Here is a 14812-nt window from a genome sequence, read left to right on the forward strand (position 1 = left end):
GCTAGCTGAAGTGCTCCTTGAGCTTTTTGCGGACAAAGTCGACGGACTTTTCTAGGTCTCCCATGCCGTTCATGCCGTCTTCGATACTTACCCAGCGCGGCGTGCTGCCGGCGGCCTTGAGGGTGGTGAAGATCGCATCGTAGTCGTTGAGGCCCTCGCCGATGACGCCGTGGGCGAGGCGCGACGCGTAGCCGAGACTGTCTTCCTCTTTGCGGAGATCGTCGATGGTGCCCGAGAGCAGGTAGCGGTCCGACGCGTGCATGGTCACGACACGGTGCTTGACGAGCTCCAGAACATCCAGCGGGTCCTCGCCGGCAAGAAAGGCGTTGGAGGGATCGTAGTTGACCCCAAAGTGCGGCGAGTCGAGGGCACTCACGATCTCACAGAAAACATCGGACTTCTGCGCAAACTCGGGGTGGGTCCAGTAGTTGTCCTTGTAGTGATTCTCGATGATGAGAGTCACGCCGTGCGCGGCGGCGAAGGGCAAGAGGCTCGCGATCGCCCCGACCACCCGCTTGACACCGTCTTCGCGGGAGAGATCGGGGCGGCGCTGGCCGGAGAGGACGCGGCAGTAGCTTCCTCCCAGGGCGGCCGTGAGCTTGATCCAGCCACGCTCCTTCTCCAGCTCAGCGTCCAGGTTATCCGCCGTAAAATCGGGGGAGCAACAGAGCATGGGCATGGCGAGGTTCTTGGCCGCCAGCGCCGCGCGCACGGACTCTAGCCACGCCGGATCGTCCTCACAGAAGCCCGTGTAGAACTCCAGGCCGTCGATATCCAGCGTTGATGCCAGCTCGATCCAGTCGAAAACCGTCATGGTCTTGTGGACGCAGAGCTCGTCCATGAATGCCTTGGGAAAGGCGGCAAGTTTGGGTGTCATCCGGGTATTCTACCCGCCGATGTACTGCGCCGCTGGGCAAGGCCGCCAAGAAAGTTTTGGAGACGGATTTGTTGGGTTTTATTCCCCTCAGCAACGACATCGATGAAGCCAATCATCATCTCCTCAAAGGTCTGCTCACCCCATGTGACCGTCTTCGTCGGATCAGGGTTAAAGGGGTTCTTGGACGAGTTGTCGTACCAGGCCTCGATAAGAATCTTGCTTCCCGCAGGGACTTTCTTGGGCTCTTTGAGCAAGTAGCGCGTCTGCCAGTTAAAGTCGTACTTCGGTACAGAGAGTAGAGTCTCTTGCTTGCCATCGGGGTAGGTCGCGCTCATGCGAAACGCCTTGCCGCGTACATGCATGTGTGGCGTGTAGGCATAGATCGTGGCGTTAACGGGAACCGTCAAGCTTCGTGACGACTTGTAGCTCTCCGCGCCGGGGGGAATGCGCAGGTTCAGCCCAAGAATCCCGATTGTGTCGGCGATCTCTTTGGGAGGCTCTTTTGCAAAGATAAAACCGAGCTCAGAAAGGTCGGTCTGCTCGACTCCAGTAGGGGTGTAGTGGACCTGAAACATCAGGTCTGCTCCCTTGGGCACACGCTTGGCGACCCCTGCGGGGAAGACCATCGGGCTCTCACCAGGGGCATACTCCGCCACAAAACCGTCTAGTCCATTGGGCTGACTCAAGCCGCCCTTCTTATCGTCGATGAAGACTAAGATATGGTGCACGGCGCTTCGTGCGCCGGGCTTGACCTCAGCGGCCTGAATCCACTTGTCTTCGGTGAAGTTGGTGGGGACACGGAACCACTGATAGGGCAACACTCCCGTTGCAGCGATCTTGTAGGGCTTGTCCATCTTCAGTACCACATCCGGCTTGCCGATATTCCAGCCCTCCACAAAGCTTTTAGGAGCGGGGAGTTTCTTGGAATCCCCCTCAGGCATGCCCTGCTTGACCCAGGCAAGCACTGTCGCTTTCTCTTTGGCGGTCAGGCTACGGTCGTTGGCGAAGTCGCCGTGGCGTGGGTCGGCGTGCCAAGGGGGCATACGGTTATTACTGATGGTCTCGGAGATCATCGCGCTCCAGCGCTTGGCGTGGGCGTAGGTCTGGAGCGGGAAGGGCCCTACCTGACTAGGGCGATGGCAGCTCTCACACTTGTCTTGAAGGATCGGTGCGACATGCTCGGTAAAGCTGACACTTCCCACAGCGGGTAGCGGCGGCTCCGGCGCGACAGGCGGCGTCGCTTGTGGAGTCTGGGCAAAGGCGGTGAGCACAAGCAACGATGAGGTACTCAAGGCAAGGGGAAGAGATTTCATGACATTCTGACTTTCTCGATGGCTGTGATAGATCGTACCTGATACAGACGACTGAGAGGATTCAAATCCGCGAAAATGCGACGCGTAGGTAGGCAGGGGAAGCTGTCACCGGCTATACTAAGGCTATGCTCACAGACGACCAAGTGGAGTTTTACCGCGAGCGAGGCTATGTCCTTGTCAAGGGGCTCTTCAACAAAGACGAGATGGCGCGGCACCGGCAGGCGCTGCACGACCTGGCACACCGGCTCTATGTCGAGACCAACCGCGGCTCGGACGCTACCTGGGGCGCGGCGCGCGACTACGTGGAGGGGGGCAAGACCTCGTCGCTCCAGCACTGCCACGATGTCCAGTTCTACGATGCGGGGCTCGCCCGGCTGATCGTGGACGAGCGCCTCACCGGGATTGCGGCGCAGATTATCGGTCCCAATGTCCAGCTCCACCACACCAAGATGTTCATCAAGCCCTCGGAGAAGGGGAGCCCGTTCCCGATGCACCAGGACGCGCCGTTCTTCCCACACGAGAACCACTCGATGATCGCCGCGATCGTCCACTTCGACGATGCGCCGCTGGAGAAGGGGTGTGTTCGCGTCGTGCCAGGGAGCCACAAGCTCGGCCTGCTACCCCATGACTCATCGGGCGGGTGGCATGTCGATCCCGAGCTCTACAAGGTCGAGGACGCCACCCCATGCCCGGCGGAGGCAGGCGATGTGCTCTTCTTCTCGTACCTGACGATCCACGGAAGCGGGATCAACTCCAGCCCCGAGGCCCGCACGACCCTCCTCATCCAGATGCGCGACCCGCTCGATCCCCCGAGCATCCGCACCCACGAGAGCCGCGGTCAGGGAATGATGTTGGCCGGCGTTGACCCGTCGTGCTGTACCACCAAGCCGATCTCCGACGACCACAGCGACAACCCGGTGCACAAGGTCAATGGCACGGCGGGCAGCTGCGGTGAGGTGACCATGGGCGGTGAGGTCAAGATGGGCGGTGGCATGGCTCCTCCCACTATGGGGGGATAGGGCCTGAAAGTCCCTGGCTAGGCCGCACTGCGTGCGAAGCGGGCCGAGCCCGCACCGAATCTTTCTCCGCGGCCTCGGGCCGCTTGACGCGAAGCGTCGCCTAGGCGGGGACTTTCAGGCCCCGACGAACAACGTCCAAAACGCGCTGCGGCCCGGCGGAATCTTGCGAATCCGCCGGGCCGCTCACGTCGGGGGAGCCTCGCCTCTGGGAGTCATCATGACCCATGAGACTGGCTCACGGGCTAAAATCAGCCCGCGAGACCCCCCCGGAGACTATGACTATTGTGCATGCCACCACCTCCTTCGTTTTGAGATGCCTGCATTTTAGGCCACTCCGAGGCAGGTAGCAAGGGATTTTTCCACCCTATGGCGAACTACACCCCATGAGCAAGACATACAAGCTGGGCGTCGCTAAACTCGTCCACGACCACGTTTGGGGAGAGCTGAGCCACTGGAGCGCCACGGGACGCGTCGAGGTGGTCGCTGTCGGTGAGGCCAATGAGCGCCTGCGCCAGCGCTTCGCCGAAAAATTCCCCGCCGCACGCCTCTACGACTCCTGGGAAGCCATGCTCGCCGCCGAGAGCGCGCTTGATATCGTCCAGATCGCCGCCGAGAACTCGGTCCACGCCGAGATCACTGAGGCCGCGGCGGCAAAGGGCTGCCACGTCATCTCCGAGAAGCCCATGGCGGCAACTCTAGAGCAAGCGAATCGTATGGTCGCGGCGTGCGAGAAGGCCGGTGTCCAGCTCATGGTCAACTGGCCCACGGCGTGGATGCCCGCGTTTCAGGAGCTGGAGCGGCTGATTCTCTCCGGCGCGATCGGGGAGCTACGCTACTTCAAGTACCGCTCGGCGCACAACGGCCCCAAGGAGATCGGCTGCGACGAGACCTTCTGGAGCTGGCTCTACGACGAAGAGAAAAACGGGGCGGGGGCCTTTATGGACTACTGCTGCTACGGCTCGGCGATGATGGCGCGCTTCCTGGGGCTCCCCGAAAAGGTGATCGGGATGCGCGCGGTCTTGGCCAAGGACTACCCGATCCCCGATGACAACGCTTTAATCGATGCCTGGTACAAGGGCGCGCACTGCGTCGCCGAGGCGAGCTGGACCCAGGTGACCGGCTATGTCACGGGCAACCCCTACGCCTACGGCTCCGAGGGCGCGCTCTGCCTGCAAGGCGGGAAAGTGCACTTGATGAAGCCGGGTAAACCGCTGGAGATTCTGGACCCGACCCCGCTGGAGGCACCCAAGCGCAACGCTCCCGAGTACCTGCTCCACTGTATCGAGACCGGCGAGGCGCTGGAGGGAGTCTGTAGCGCCAAGGTCTCCCGCGATGCCCAGGAGATCCTGGAGGCCGGAAAGCGCGCAGCGGACAGCGGGCACGTGCAGGTGCTGCCACTGTGATTCAGAAGCTAGAAGACAACCTCAGTAGCGTAATTCGGGGAAAGGACGAGGCGATCCGCTTGGTGGTGATCGCCTTGCTCGCGGGGGGACACGTGCTCCTGGAGGATGTCCCCGGCACGGGAAAGACGACGCTGGCCAAGGCGCTCGCACGCTCCATCGACGGCACCTTTCGGCGCATTCAGTTCACCCCCGACCTCCTGCCCGCCGATATCATTGGCTCCAGCTTCTACCGCCCCGCTGAGGGGACCTTTGAGTTCCGGGAGGGGCCGGTCTTCTCGCATATCCTGCTCGCCGATGAGATCAACCGGACATCGCCGCGGACACAGTCCGCACTTCTTGAGGTGATGAGCGAGGGCCAGGTGACAATTGAGGGGCTCCGGCGCGTGTTGCCGCAGCCGTTCTTTGTGATCGCGACCCAGAACCCGGTGGAGTACCATGGTACCTACCCGCTCCCCGAGGCGCAGCTCGACCGGTTCGCGCTCCAGCTTGCGCTGGGCTACCCGACCCACGACGATGAGCTGGCGATTCTCTTTGCCCAGAACGACGGCCACCCGCTCGACTCGCTGAAGGCGGTGCTCACCACCGACGATGTCCTGACACTGCAGGCGTCGGTGCGCCGGGTGCGGGTGGAGAAGGCGGTGGCGCAGTATCTCCTCAACTTGGTCGAGGCGATCCGAAAAGACGCGCGGCTACGGCTGGGGCTCTCCCCCCGCGCCTCGCTGGCGCTCTACCGCACGGCACAGGCCCGCGCCCTCACCGAAAAGCGGGAGTTCACCCTCCCCGAGGACATCCGCGCCCTCGCCGTGCCCGTGCTCTCGCACCGCATCCAGCTCGACACCAAGGCCAAGTACGGCGGTCTGCTGCCCTCCCAGATTATCGAACAAGCGCTGACGAGCGTCCCGGTACCCCGGTAACGTGGTTTAGCCATCTCCCCGCGCCTTAGAGCGCCTCCCCTCTTCCCCTTGTGCTCCTTCGTCGCGGGAAGAGGGGCTTGCCTCACCTGCCTAAAGCCCCTCTTCCCAACGAGGAACGAGTGCCAAGGGGAAGAGGGGTGGCTGAGTTCCACGAAGCCGGGGAGATGGCCAAACTCTGCTACGGGGCCGCCGGAACCACGTCCTCAGGCTCCCACCCAAGGTGCTCACGGGCGGGGGCGAGGCTGAGGAGCTCAAAGTCGGTCTTGGAGGTGGCGTGGACAATGGCGTAGCCGATGTTCTCCGCCGTGACGCAGCGGGCGAGGAAGCTGGCGGCATCGCGGGGGGAGAGCCAGATCGCGTTGGCGCGGCCCTCTTTGAGCCACTCGTGCTCGTAGTCTAAGAACCACCCGATCCGCACGGCGATAAACTCCAGCCCGTGCTTGTCGTGGTAGTAGCGGCCCATGGTCTCGCCCATCGCCTTGGTCACGCCATAGAGGCTCACCGAGCGCGGCAGGTCGGTGTTCTGGACCGTGTGGCCGTGGGGGTAGTAGCTCACCGCTTGGACCGTCGAGGCAAAGACAACACGCTTGACCCCCGCCGCACGCGCCGCCTCAAACACATTGTACAGCCCGACCACGTTGTTGGGAACCAGCTCCTCCACAAACGGGGCCTCGTCGCTGGTGGCCGCCAGGTGCACCACCGTGTCGCAGCCCGCCATCGCCGCGGTCAGGGTCTCGATACTCGAAAGATCGGCGACAATGGTCTCGGGCTCGCCCTCGATAGGCCGCCGGTCGAGGATCTTTAGGTCGAACTGCGCATGAAAAGTGGGCAGGATATGGGGGCCGATACGCCCGCCGGGGCCGGTAAGAAGGACGCGGTGTTTCACGCCTTGAGTTTACCCGCGGAGAGGGCAAGATAGCCCCAGCCCAGCAGAAAACAAACTCCCCCGAGCGGCGTGATCGCGCCCAGCCACTTGATGCCGGTCACCGCAAGCAAGTACAGGCTCCCCGCAAAGATAACCTGCCCGGCCAGAAAGAGCTTCCCGACCGTCTGCGTCACCTTGAGCTCCACCTGGCCCGCCAGGGCCGCCACGAGAAGGAGGGCCAGTGCGTGCGCCAAGTGGTAGTGCGCCCCGGTCTTCCAGACCTCCAGCCCTGCCGCATCGACTTTATCCTTCAGCCCATGCGCCCCAAACGCCCCCGCCGCCACAGCAAGCCCTGCGCTCATCGCCCCGATTCGAATGAGATTCATTTTTTATTTTTATCATGGATATTGTCGAGAATCCTTGCCTGAGGTAGGATGGGGGATTATCAAAAAAGTATAATTATTCGGAATAAAGGTCTTAAGAATGAACCGTCTTTTTTCTAGGAGCTCTGCGCCTGCACAAACAATTGTCGTGCCCAATAATTTTGCGAATACGGAGACGGAGTATATGTTGGGAACAGCTCCCTTTAATAATCCGAGTCGCTACCAGCAGATTTTTGATGCCAACCAATTTCCTGCCTCGCCTGGAGGTATTTTGATCTCGAAGATCGCCTTTCGTCCCGGATTTGCACAGGAATCTTTCCGACGGAAAATCACCAGTATTCAGTTTAATCTGTCTACAACAAAACAGTCTCTGAATGGCTTAGATGCAGCTTTTTCTCGGAATATAGGAGGGAATGAAGCTGTTGTCTACCGGGGAAGTATTACCTTTAGAGCCTCCGTGACAAATCGTAAAGGTGCTTTTAATTACGATATTCTAGTCACATTGGAAAAACCGTTTCTCTATAATCCTGCAGACGGGAATCTTCTGCTGGATATTCGGGATTTTACAGGAGATGGTATCGCGTTTTTTGTTGCGTCTACGGTCGATGCCACCACGCGGCTTGTCTATGCGGATACCAATCCAACTCTTGCCCAGGCAGGGCGTGTGCAACCAGGCGGCATGATTACGCAATTCACCTACACCCCCGTGACCAAGTAGCTCCTAAGGAATTTCCACAATGCGCTTTGTATTTCTTTCCCCGGCTGATCCCCAGCCCCTGCTTGTCCCGCAGACCGCGGCCACGTTCCAGACCGACGGCAAAATGCAGACAGCCCCGTTTAATGTCCCCAGCCGCTACCAGCAGGTCTACGATAAGAGCGAGTTTGCGGCCCTCAAGACCCCCGTGCGTATCACGGAGCTCGCGTTTCGGCCCGTTGAGGATCAGCAGGCCCAAGGGCACAAGATCGAGCGCATTCAATTCCGCCTCTCAACCTTCAAGCAAAGTCCCGCGGAGCTCTCGACGATCTTTGATAAAAACGTGGGTCGGGACGAAGTCGTTGTCTTTGAGGGGCCACTGACCCTGCGGACCCGGATGCGGCGTAGCCGTGGCAGTACGCTGCAGTGCGATATCGCCGTTCCCCTCAGCAAGCCGTTTGTTTATAACCCGGCGGAGGGAAGCCTACTCCTGGAGATTCGGAACTTTGGCGGTGCCAATGCGACTTTCTACGTGAACGGCTGCGATGCCCCCACGACCCGTATTGTCTATGCCGATGCTATTCCCAACAGAGTAGGGGCGGGGATCATCCAAAACGGCGGAATGGTCACCCAGCTCACGTTTGCCTCTGTGGCTAAGTAGGCGCTTCCGCTACTGAGGCAGGGAGTAGCTCTGAAGGAGAACTCTCAGTTTCTTTGCGATTCCCCACACCCAGTAGGCTTGCCCAAGAAACACGGCAGACATGAAGACCCCAATCACAATCGTCGCGGTCTCCATTCCGTCTGGAGCGCTGCGGTAGACCCGTAGCCACTGGAGCGGGTTGGCGATCAGGGCGATACTGAGGAGAGCACCCGCTCCGGCCATGGTTAGCCGGTAGCCGAAGCGGGTCATGCGGTAGTTGCGGCGACGTTGCTCGGGAGTGAGCTCGGTGGGGGCTGGTTGCTCCTGTCGCTGCACGGTTTCTCAGCCCTTCACGGCGCCGCTGGTGAGGCCGGAGATGAACTCTTTCTGGAGCACTAGGAACAGCGCGACCACGGGGAAGATCATCACGACCGTCCCTGCCATCATCATGCCGTATTTCTGGCTGTAGAGCCCCACTAGGCTGGAGAGGGCGATGGGGAGCGTGTGGTGCGCGGGGCTCTGGAGCATCATCGACGGCCACAAGAGGCTGTTCCAGCTTCCCATGAAGGTCAGCAGGCAGAACGCACCTGTCATGGGGCGGATGATGGGCAGGATGATGTTCCAGTAGATCCCAAACTCCGTGCAGCCATCGATACGTGCCGCGTTGAGCAGCTCATCGGGGACTCCGAGCATGGCCTGGCGGAAGAGAAAGATCCCAAACACGTTCCCCGCCGAGCCGATCAGCATTCCCGCATAGGTATCGACCAGCCCGAGCTGGTACATGAGCTGGTAGCCAGGGCCAAGGGTCACCGCGCCGGGGATAAAGACCGTCAGTAGCTGCACCGCCATCAGGGCCTTCTTCCCCTTGAACTCGTACTTGGCCAGGGCGTAGCCCGCCAGTGAGCAGAAGAAGAGCTGGAGAATCACGCCCGCGCAGGCCAAAAAGACCGAGTTCACGAGCGCCCGGATGTAGTTGGGGCTCTGGAGTTCCCAGAGGTCGGCGTAGTTCTGGAGAGTTGGGTGCGATGCCGTGAAGATCTCCGAGAACACCTGGTCCGTGGGGCGGATCGAGGCCAGCAGGAGCCAGACCACCGGAATCAGTGCCCCCAGTACCGAGAGGCTCAGGATGAGGTAGGTGACGATTTTTCCAAGAAGCTTCATGGCTTAGGCGTCCTTCTTTGCTGCCCCGGAGAGCCAGAGCTGGATGGCGGAGATCGCGGCGAGCATCAGCGCCAGGGTCCAGCCGACCGCGGCGGCGTAGCCTAGGTTCCCCGGGTTGAGGCCATTGTTAAAGAGATACATGATGATCGTCAAGCCGCGGTTGTCCGGCCCTCCACCGCCCAGCAAGAGGCGCGGCAGCTCGTAGAGCTGGAAGCTTCCCACGGTCATGGTCACCAAGACGAACATCAGCACGGGGGTGATCGCCGGCAGGGTCACGGCCCGGAAGCGCTGCCAGCCATTGGCACCGTCCACCATCGCCGCCTCGATCAGCTCCTGGTCGACATTCTGGAGGGCGGCCAGGAAGTAGATCATGTTGTAGCCGATACTGATCCACGCCTGCACCAGCACCAGCGCGGGCAGGACATTCTGCGGGTCGGAGAGCCACTTCTTGTCCAGCATCGCCTCGCCCAGCACCTTGGAGAGACCGATATTGACCAGGCCAAACTTGGGCTGAAGGAGCACGGAGAACAAGACACCCACCGCCACTTGCCCCAGCAGGTTCGGCAGAAAGACCGCGAGGCGCCACACCTTGACCCCCTTGAGCCACTTCTGGGAGAGCAGCATCGCCAGCCCCAGCGAGAGCGGGAGCTGGATCGCCACCGAGAGCAGTGCAAAGAGCGCCGTGTTGGCGACCGCCTGGTGGAAGTCCGGGTCCGAGAAGAGGAAGGTGTAGTTGCTCAGCCCCACAAACTTGGCGTCTTTGGGACCGCTGGTGGCGTAGAGCGAGTAGCTCAGGCTCTTGAGGTACGGGTAGGCCGAGAAGACCAGAAAGGTCACCACAAACGGCAAGACAAACCAGTACGGCGCGAGCTTTTGCTGCTTCTTAAAAAAGGATGAACTCTCTCTCAAAACGGATCTCTTCCCATCTGCTTGCGAACCTCATCGGCGCGGGCGGTGAGGGTGGTGCGGACAAAGCTATCCCAGCCGGCGTCCTCACCGTGGGTGTTGTAGTACTCGACACACTGGATCAGCGCCTGCCCAAGCTTGGCCTTGCCGAGCTCGACAAACGGGCTGGCGTACTGCGGCGGCACCTGGGGCGCGAGGGCGGCGTAGTCGCGTCCTATCTTCTGGCCGGCGTAGTAGTCGTAGGACTTATCGAAGGCGGGCTGGTTCCAGGCGGAGGGCACGGGCGGCAGGATATTGGTGTCGGCGTAGCGCTCCGCGAGGTCCTTCTCATTCAGATAGAGGAACTTGGCGAAGTCCCAGGCAAGGTCCTTGTTCTCACAGGCCTTCGTGATCCCGAGCATCGTCCCGCCCCAGGTGCTCGTGCGGCGGCCACCGGGCACGGCGGCGGGAAGGGGCATCAGGCCCATCTTCCCCGCGAGCTTGCCGACATCTTTCTCGTGGTTCTTGCTGCGCCAGTCTGGGGTCACCACACTCAGGAAGTAGCCGCTCTCCAGCGCCTGGGTCATGACTTGGCCAAACGAGCTGGAGAGGGCGTTGCCCATCTGGCGCTTGCTGTTTTTGGCCACCAGCGGGACATACCACTTCATGGTCTCGATTCCAATGGCGTTGTCGAAAATCACCTTGCCGTCGGCATCGAAGTACCCGCCGTCGCGCTGGAAGAGGCACAGCTCCAGCTGGGAGCCGCTGGAGTCAGACATCTCTAGGAGGTACTGCTTGCCCGGCTGCTTGACCCGCACGCCAGCCTCGATAAATTTATCCCAGGTGTCGAGCTGAGTCGGATCGAGCCCGAGCTCTTTGAACTTCTCGCGGTTGTAGGCCAGCATCACGGGGTGGACATCGTGGGGGAGGCCGAAGATACTCCCGCGGTTGGTGTAGGGCGCAAAGCGGCTCGCAACTATTTTCTTATCGAGGCCGTCGTTTTTCAGCCGGTCGGTGATATCCAGGAAGCCGACATGCTCCTTGGGCCCCCGGAAGAACGACCCGGCGGCACTGATCTCGATCTCCACCATGTCGGGGACATCCAGGTCCGCTTGAAACGCCGCCCGAAGCCGCTGGTTGAGCCCCTGTCCATCGACCAGCTGCAGGTCCACACTCACCCCCGGGTGCGCCTCCAAGAACTTGGGGAGCGCCTTCTGGTAGGCCTCGTAGTGCGGACGCGCAAACGTCCAGTAGGTCAGGGTTGCCTTCTTCGGTTTTTTGGCCTGATCTTTGGCCAGGAAGAGCCCGGAAACAACGGCGAGACAGAGGATGGCAAGCGGTGCCGGGCCGTAAGGAAATACGCGCATCGTCCGATATTATACACAATTTCTGTGATTCTAAACGATTAGATAAAATTGGCGCTAGGTACAATCCGGGCATGATCTATCTCGATGGCAACTCGCTGGGCTTGCTCACCGACGAGGCAGAGGCGGCGGTGCTACGGACGCTGGCGGAGTGGCGGGAGCTGGCCATTCATGGCTGGACCGAGGGGACACACCCCTGGCTCTTTCTGGCGGAGCGCACCGGGGCGCAGCTGGCGCGGCTGGTCGGGGCGGAGGCGGCAAGCGTTATTGCGACCGGCTCGATCACGGTGAACCTGCACCAGCTCCTCGCCACCCTCTACGACGGCAAGAGGAAAGTGCTGATCGACGAAGGGGCGTTCCCGACCGACCGCTACGCCCTCCAGAGCCATCTCGCGTTGCGCGGCGTTCCGGGGGCGCTGGAAGCGGTCGCCCCCGACGAAGCGGCGGTCGAGGCGGCCTTTGCGACGGGAGAGTTCTCCTGCGCGGTCTTGCCGTCGGTGGTGTACACGACAGGGCGGCTCCTCGATATCGCGCGGCTGGCGGCGAGTGCCCGTGCCCAGGGCGTGGTGCTTCTCTGGGACCTGGCGCACTCGATTGGAATCGTCCCGCACCAGCTCGATGCGTGGGGCTGCGATGCGGCGTTCTGGTGCGGCTACAAGTGGCTCGCGGCGGGGCCGGGGAGCGTGGGAGGACTCTATCTCAACCGGCGGCACCACGAAAAAACGCCGGGGCTCCAGGGCTGGTTTGGGAGCCGAAAAGAGGCGCTGTTTGCCAACGATGACACGCTCCAGCCGGCCGACGGCGCGGCGCGGCTCCAGCTAGGGACATCGCACGTGCTCTCGCTCGCGCCGCTGGAGGTCACGGCAAAGGCCCTTGCGGACTACGGGATCGAGCGCCTGCGTACCGAGTCGCTGGCCCTCACGAGCCTACTCCGGGCCGAGGCCGAGAAGGCAGGCTTTACGGTAGCGACGCCGCGCGAAGACTCGCAGCGGGGGGGGCACCTCGCGATCCTACACCCGCAAGCGGCGGCGCTCTGTCGCGGCCTGCGCCGCCACGAGATAATTCCAGATCATCGCCCACCCGATCTCATCCGCTTCGCCCCACACCCGCTCTACACGAGCCCAGAGGACTGCCGGGCGGCAATCGCGCGGCTTGCCCAGCTTGTCGCTGAGGGCGTACACGCCGAGGGGGGGGGGCTGGTGCCGTAGAGCGATTTTTTACCAGTAATTCGCCAACCCAGGCCATTGAAGGTTAGGGCGCGAAAGTATTAAAATCAACCAATAACCAAAGGGGTTTTATCACCTATGTCGCTACGTTTCCGTCAGGTTCACCTCGACTTTCACACCTCGCCCGATATTCCTGGAATCGGGGCCGAGTTCGATGCCGCAGAGTTTGCCAGCACGCTGGAGAGGGCCAGCGTGGACTCCATCACCTGCTTTGCCCGGTGCCACCACGGCTGGCTCTACTACGACAGCAAGGCCCACCCGGAGCGCGTCCATCCCCACCTCCGCAACCGCAACCTCCTGCCTGAGCAGATCGCGGCGTGCCATGCCAAAAATATCCGAGTACCGATCTATGTAACGGTCCAGTGGGACGACTACACGGCGGAGCGGCACCCCGAGTGGCTGGTGATCGACGAAGACGGCAGGCAAGTGGGGACAAAGCCCTTTGAGCCCGGCTTCTACCGCGTGCTGGATGTCTTTCACTCGGGCTACCGGCAGTTTCTCTTCGACCACATCAAGGACTTGTTTGCCTGTGTCCCCGAGGTCGATGGCCTCTTCTTTGACATTGTCCAGCCGCGCGCGTCGCTGGCGACCCACTGGATCGCGGCGATGGACGCGGTGGAGCTCAACCCCCAGGATGCCGGCGACCGCCAGCGCTTCGCAACCCAGGTGATCCAGGACTGGGAGGCGGAGATGACCGCGTTTGTGCGCACGCTCAGCCCGGACTGCACGATCTTCTACAACTCCGGCCATGTCGGAACCCGCCACCGCGGCGAGGCGGAGAGCTACACGCACTGGGAGCTGGAGTCGCTGCCGTCGGGGGGCTGGGGGTATCTGCACTTCCCGCAGGCACAGCGCTACGCCCGCACCCTGGGGCTGCCCTGCCTCGGCATGACCGGCAAGTTCCACACGTCGTGGGGGGATTTCCACTCCTTTAAGAACCCGGCGGCGCTGGAGTTTGAGTGCTTCCACATGCTCGCTCTCACCGCGCAGTGCTCGATCGGGGACCAGCTGCATCCCTCGGGCAAGATCGACGCCGCCACCTACGACCTGATCGGCGGGGTGTATAGTCAGGTGAAGGCAAAAGAGCCCTGGTGTGTCGGGGCGACCCCAGTGACCGATGTGGCCCTGATGACCAGCGAGGAGTTCACGGAGTACCACCCGCACGGGGGCCGCAACCTCGCGCATATCCATGGCGCGATTCGCATGCTCCAGGAGCTCGGTGTTCAGTTTGACATTGTCGATAGCCAGTCGGACTGGATGCGCTACAAGCTGCTGATCCTCCCCGACGAGATCCCCTTCAACACGCGCCTCTCTAGCAAGCTCGATGCCTTTGTCTACAACGGCGGCACCGTGATCGCGTCGTACAAGTCCGGCCTCGGCGACGACGGCCAGTTTGTGACGGGCGAGCTGGGTGTTAAGGCCGTGGGCGATGCGCCGTTCTCGCCAGATTTTATCGTCCCTGGCAATGGGATCGGGGAGGGGCTCCCGAAAACGGGCCACGTGATGTACCAAAAAGCGCTGGAGGTCGAGCCTGCCAATGGGGGGAGCGTGCTCTGCTGGACCGAGGTTCCCTACTTCAACCGCACCTGGCGCCACTTCTGCTCCCACCGCCACACGCCGTCGTCGGGGGAGCGCAAGTACCCCGCGGTGGTCGCCAGCGGGGCTGGGGTCTACTTCGCCCACCCGATCTTCCGCCAGTACCAGGAGAGCGCTCCGCTCTGGGTGAAGACCATGCTCAAGGACGCTATCGCGATGCTCCTGCCCAAGCCCGTGCTCACGGTCAAGGGGCCATCGTCGCTGCTGTCGTCGCTCAACAAGCAAGAGGCCGAGGGGCGGCATATTGTCCATCTACTCCACTACATCCCCGAGCGGCGTGGGCAGGCCTTCGATGTGATCGAGGACGTGATTCCCGTGCACAACATCGAGGTCGTCGTGCGCCTCAGCCAGCCTGTCAGTAGCGTCACCCTCGTCCCCGGCGGAGACTCTCTGCCCTTCACTACTGAGGGCGGTGCGGTAAAGTTCATCGTCCCGACCGTCAACGGCCACGCCATGATCGAGGTTCGGTAGC

Annotated in this window: 15 protein-coding genes; 7 read left to right on the top strand and 8 right to left on the bottom strand. The window is 61.8% G+C overall.

Going from position 1 to position 14812, the window contains the following annotated elements; translation table 11 throughout:
- Position 1: 1 nt before the first annotated feature.
- The gene (locus tag HNQ39_RS24525; RefSeq protein WP_184203114.1) at positions 2–877 is read right to left on the bottom strand and encodes a sugar phosphate isomerase/epimerase family protein; all 876 of its coding nucleotides are present in this window, start codon (positions 875–877) and stop codon (positions 2–4) included.
- Positions 874–2190, bottom strand: a complete 1317-nt coding sequence (locus HNQ39_RS24530; protein WP_184203116.1) for an alkyl hydroperoxide reductase — start codon at positions 2188–2190, stop codon at positions 874–876. Before HNQ39_RS24530 ends, HNQ39_RS24525 begins: the two co-directional genes overlap by 4 nt.
- Positions 2191–2315: 125 nt before the next feature.
- Here HNQ39_RS24530 and HNQ39_RS24535 point away from each other — a divergent pair, with 125 nt between their 5' ends.
- The 3 genes from HNQ39_RS24535 to HNQ39_RS30705 all read left to right on the top strand — a co-directional run bounded on the left by HNQ39_RS24535 (position 2316) and on the right by HNQ39_RS30705 (position 5526).
- Entirely contained in the window at positions 2316–3209 is an 894-nt protein-coding gene (locus tag HNQ39_RS24535; protein WP_184203119.1) for a phytanoyl-CoA dioxygenase family protein, read from the top strand.
- Between the two features lie 383 nt (positions 3210–3592).
- Positions 3593–4612, top strand: coding sequence for a Gfo/Idh/MocA family protein (locus HNQ39_RS24540; RefSeq protein WP_184203121.1), 1020 nt, complete (start codon positions 3593–3595; stop codon positions 4610–4612).
- On the top strand, positions 4609–5526 hold the full coding sequence (locus HNQ39_RS30705; protein ID WP_184203123.1) for an AAA family ATPase: 918 nt from the start codon (positions 4609–4611) through the stop codon (positions 5524–5526). Before HNQ39_RS24540 ends, HNQ39_RS30705 begins: the two co-directional genes overlap by 4 nt.
- 178 nt (positions 5527–5704) lie before the next feature.
- On the opposite strand, the gene HNQ39_RS24550 is transcribed toward HNQ39_RS30705, so the two are convergent.
- Together HNQ39_RS24550 and HNQ39_RS24555 are read right to left on the bottom strand one after the other, a co-directional pair.
- Positions 5705–6412 (bottom strand): NAD-dependent epimerase/dehydratase family protein, encoded by a 708-nt coding sequence (locus HNQ39_RS24550; RefSeq protein ID WP_184203125.1) that lies wholly within the window; start codon positions 6410–6412, stop codon positions 5705–5707.
- On the bottom strand, positions 6409–6777 hold the full coding sequence (locus HNQ39_RS24555) for a DUF423 domain-containing protein (RefSeq protein WP_184203127.1): 369 nt from the start codon (positions 6775–6777) through the stop codon (positions 6409–6411). Before HNQ39_RS24555 ends, HNQ39_RS24550 begins: the two co-directional genes overlap by 4 nt.
- A 97-nt stretch (positions 6778–6874) precedes the next feature.
- Between HNQ39_RS24555 and HNQ39_RS24560 the strand changes: the two genes are divergently transcribed.
- Both HNQ39_RS24560 and HNQ39_RS24565 read left to right on the top strand, forming a co-directional pair.
- Positions 6875–7492 (top strand): hypothetical protein, encoded by a 618-nt coding sequence (locus HNQ39_RS24560; protein WP_184203129.1) that lies wholly within the window; start codon positions 6875–6877, stop codon positions 7490–7492.
- Between the two features lie 19 nt (positions 7493–7511).
- The gene (locus HNQ39_RS24565) at positions 7512–8129 is read left to right on the top strand and encodes a hypothetical protein (protein ID WP_184203131.1); all 618 of its coding nucleotides are present in this window, start codon (positions 7512–7514) and stop codon (positions 8127–8129) included.
- 9 nt (positions 8130–8138) lie between these two features.
- Here the strand turns inward: HNQ39_RS24565 and HNQ39_RS24570 are convergent, their stop codons facing one another.
- The 4 genes from HNQ39_RS24570 to HNQ39_RS24585 are packed head-to-tail and all read right to left on the bottom strand — an operon-like array spanning position 8139 to position 11521.
- Positions 8139–8444: a hypothetical protein gene (locus tag HNQ39_RS24570; RefSeq protein WP_184203133.1), complete on the bottom strand. Its 306-nt coding sequence runs from the start codon at positions 8442–8444 to the stop codon at positions 8139–8141.
- Between the two features lie 6 nt (positions 8445–8450).
- Positions 8451–9269 (bottom strand): carbohydrate ABC transporter permease, encoded by an 819-nt coding sequence (locus tag HNQ39_RS24575; protein ID WP_184203135.1) that lies wholly within the window; start codon positions 9267–9269, stop codon positions 8451–8453.
- A gap of 3 nt (positions 9270–9272) precedes the next feature.
- Entirely contained in the window at positions 9273–10178 is a 906-nt protein-coding gene (locus HNQ39_RS24580; protein ID WP_184203137.1) for a carbohydrate ABC transporter permease, read from the bottom strand.
- The gene (locus HNQ39_RS24585) at positions 10175–11521 is read right to left on the bottom strand and encodes an ABC transporter substrate-binding protein (RefSeq protein WP_184203139.1); all 1347 of its coding nucleotides are present in this window, start codon (positions 11519–11521) and stop codon (positions 10175–10177) included. Before HNQ39_RS24585 ends, HNQ39_RS24580 begins: the two co-directional genes overlap by 4 nt.
- On the opposite strand from HNQ39_RS24585, the gene kynU reads away from it, so the two are divergent.
- Together kynU and HNQ39_RS24595 are read left to right on the top strand one after the other, a co-directional pair.
- A complete protein-coding gene (gene kynU, locus HNQ39_RS24590; RefSeq protein ID WP_184203142.1) occupies positions 11494–12726 on the top strand; it encodes a kynureninase in 1233 nt (410 codons plus the stop codon). The genes HNQ39_RS24585 and kynU overlap by 28 nt on opposite strands.
- Positions 12727–12822: 96 nt before the next feature.
- Positions 12823–14811 carry an alpha-amylase family protein gene (locus HNQ39_RS24595; protein ID WP_184203144.1) on the top strand — a complete coding sequence of 663 codons (1989 nt, stop codon included), beginning with the start codon at positions 12823–12825 and terminating at the stop codon, positions 14809–14811.
- Position 14812 lies beyond the last annotated feature (1 nt).

Source organism: Armatimonas rosea, from assembly GCF_014202505.1.
Lineage (GTDB): Bacteria > Armatimonadota > Armatimonadia > Armatimonadales > Armatimonadaceae > Armatimonas > Armatimonas rosea.

Excerpts from the sequence above, each read along its gene's own strand:
- HNQ39_RS24540 (WP_184203121.1), top strand. The coding sequence starts at position 3,593 with ATGAGCAAGACATACAAGCTGGGCGTCGCTAAACTCGTCCACGACCAC.
- HNQ39_RS24560 (WP_184203129.1), top strand. The coding sequence starts at position 6,875 with ATGAACCGTCTTTTTTCTAGGAGCTCTGCGCCTGCACAAACAATTGTC.
- HNQ39_RS24535 (WP_184203119.1), top strand. The coding sequence starts at position 2,316 with ATGCTCACAGACGACCAAGTGGAGTTTTACCGCGAGCGAGGCTATGTC.
- HNQ39_RS24530 (WP_184203116.1), bottom strand. The coding sequence starts at position 2,190 with ATGAAATCTCTTCCCCTTGCCTTGAGTACCTCATCGTTGCTTGTGCTC.
- HNQ39_RS24585 (WP_184203139.1), bottom strand. The coding sequence starts at position 11,521 with ATGCGCGTATTTCCTTACGGCCCGGCACCGCTTGCCATCCTCTGTCTC.
- HNQ39_RS24555 (WP_184203127.1), bottom strand. The coding sequence starts at position 6,777 with ATGAATCTCATTCGAATCGGGGCGATGAGCGCAGGGCTTGCTGTGGCG.
- HNQ39_RS24565 (WP_184203131.1), top strand. The coding sequence starts at position 7,512 with ATGCGCTTTGTATTTCTTTCCCCGGCTGATCCCCAGCCCCTGCTTGTC.
- HNQ39_RS24595 (WP_184203144.1), top strand. The coding sequence starts at position 12,823 with ATGTCGCTACGTTTCCGTCAGGTTCACCTCGACTTTCACACCTCGCCC.
- HNQ39_RS24525 (WP_184203114.1), bottom strand. The coding sequence starts at position 877 with ATGACACCCAAACTTGCCGCCTTTCCCAAGGCATTCATGGACGAGCTC.
- HNQ39_RS24575 (WP_184203135.1), bottom strand. The coding sequence starts at position 9,269 with ATGAAGCTTCTTGGAAAAATCGTCACCTACCTCATCCTGAGCCTCTCG.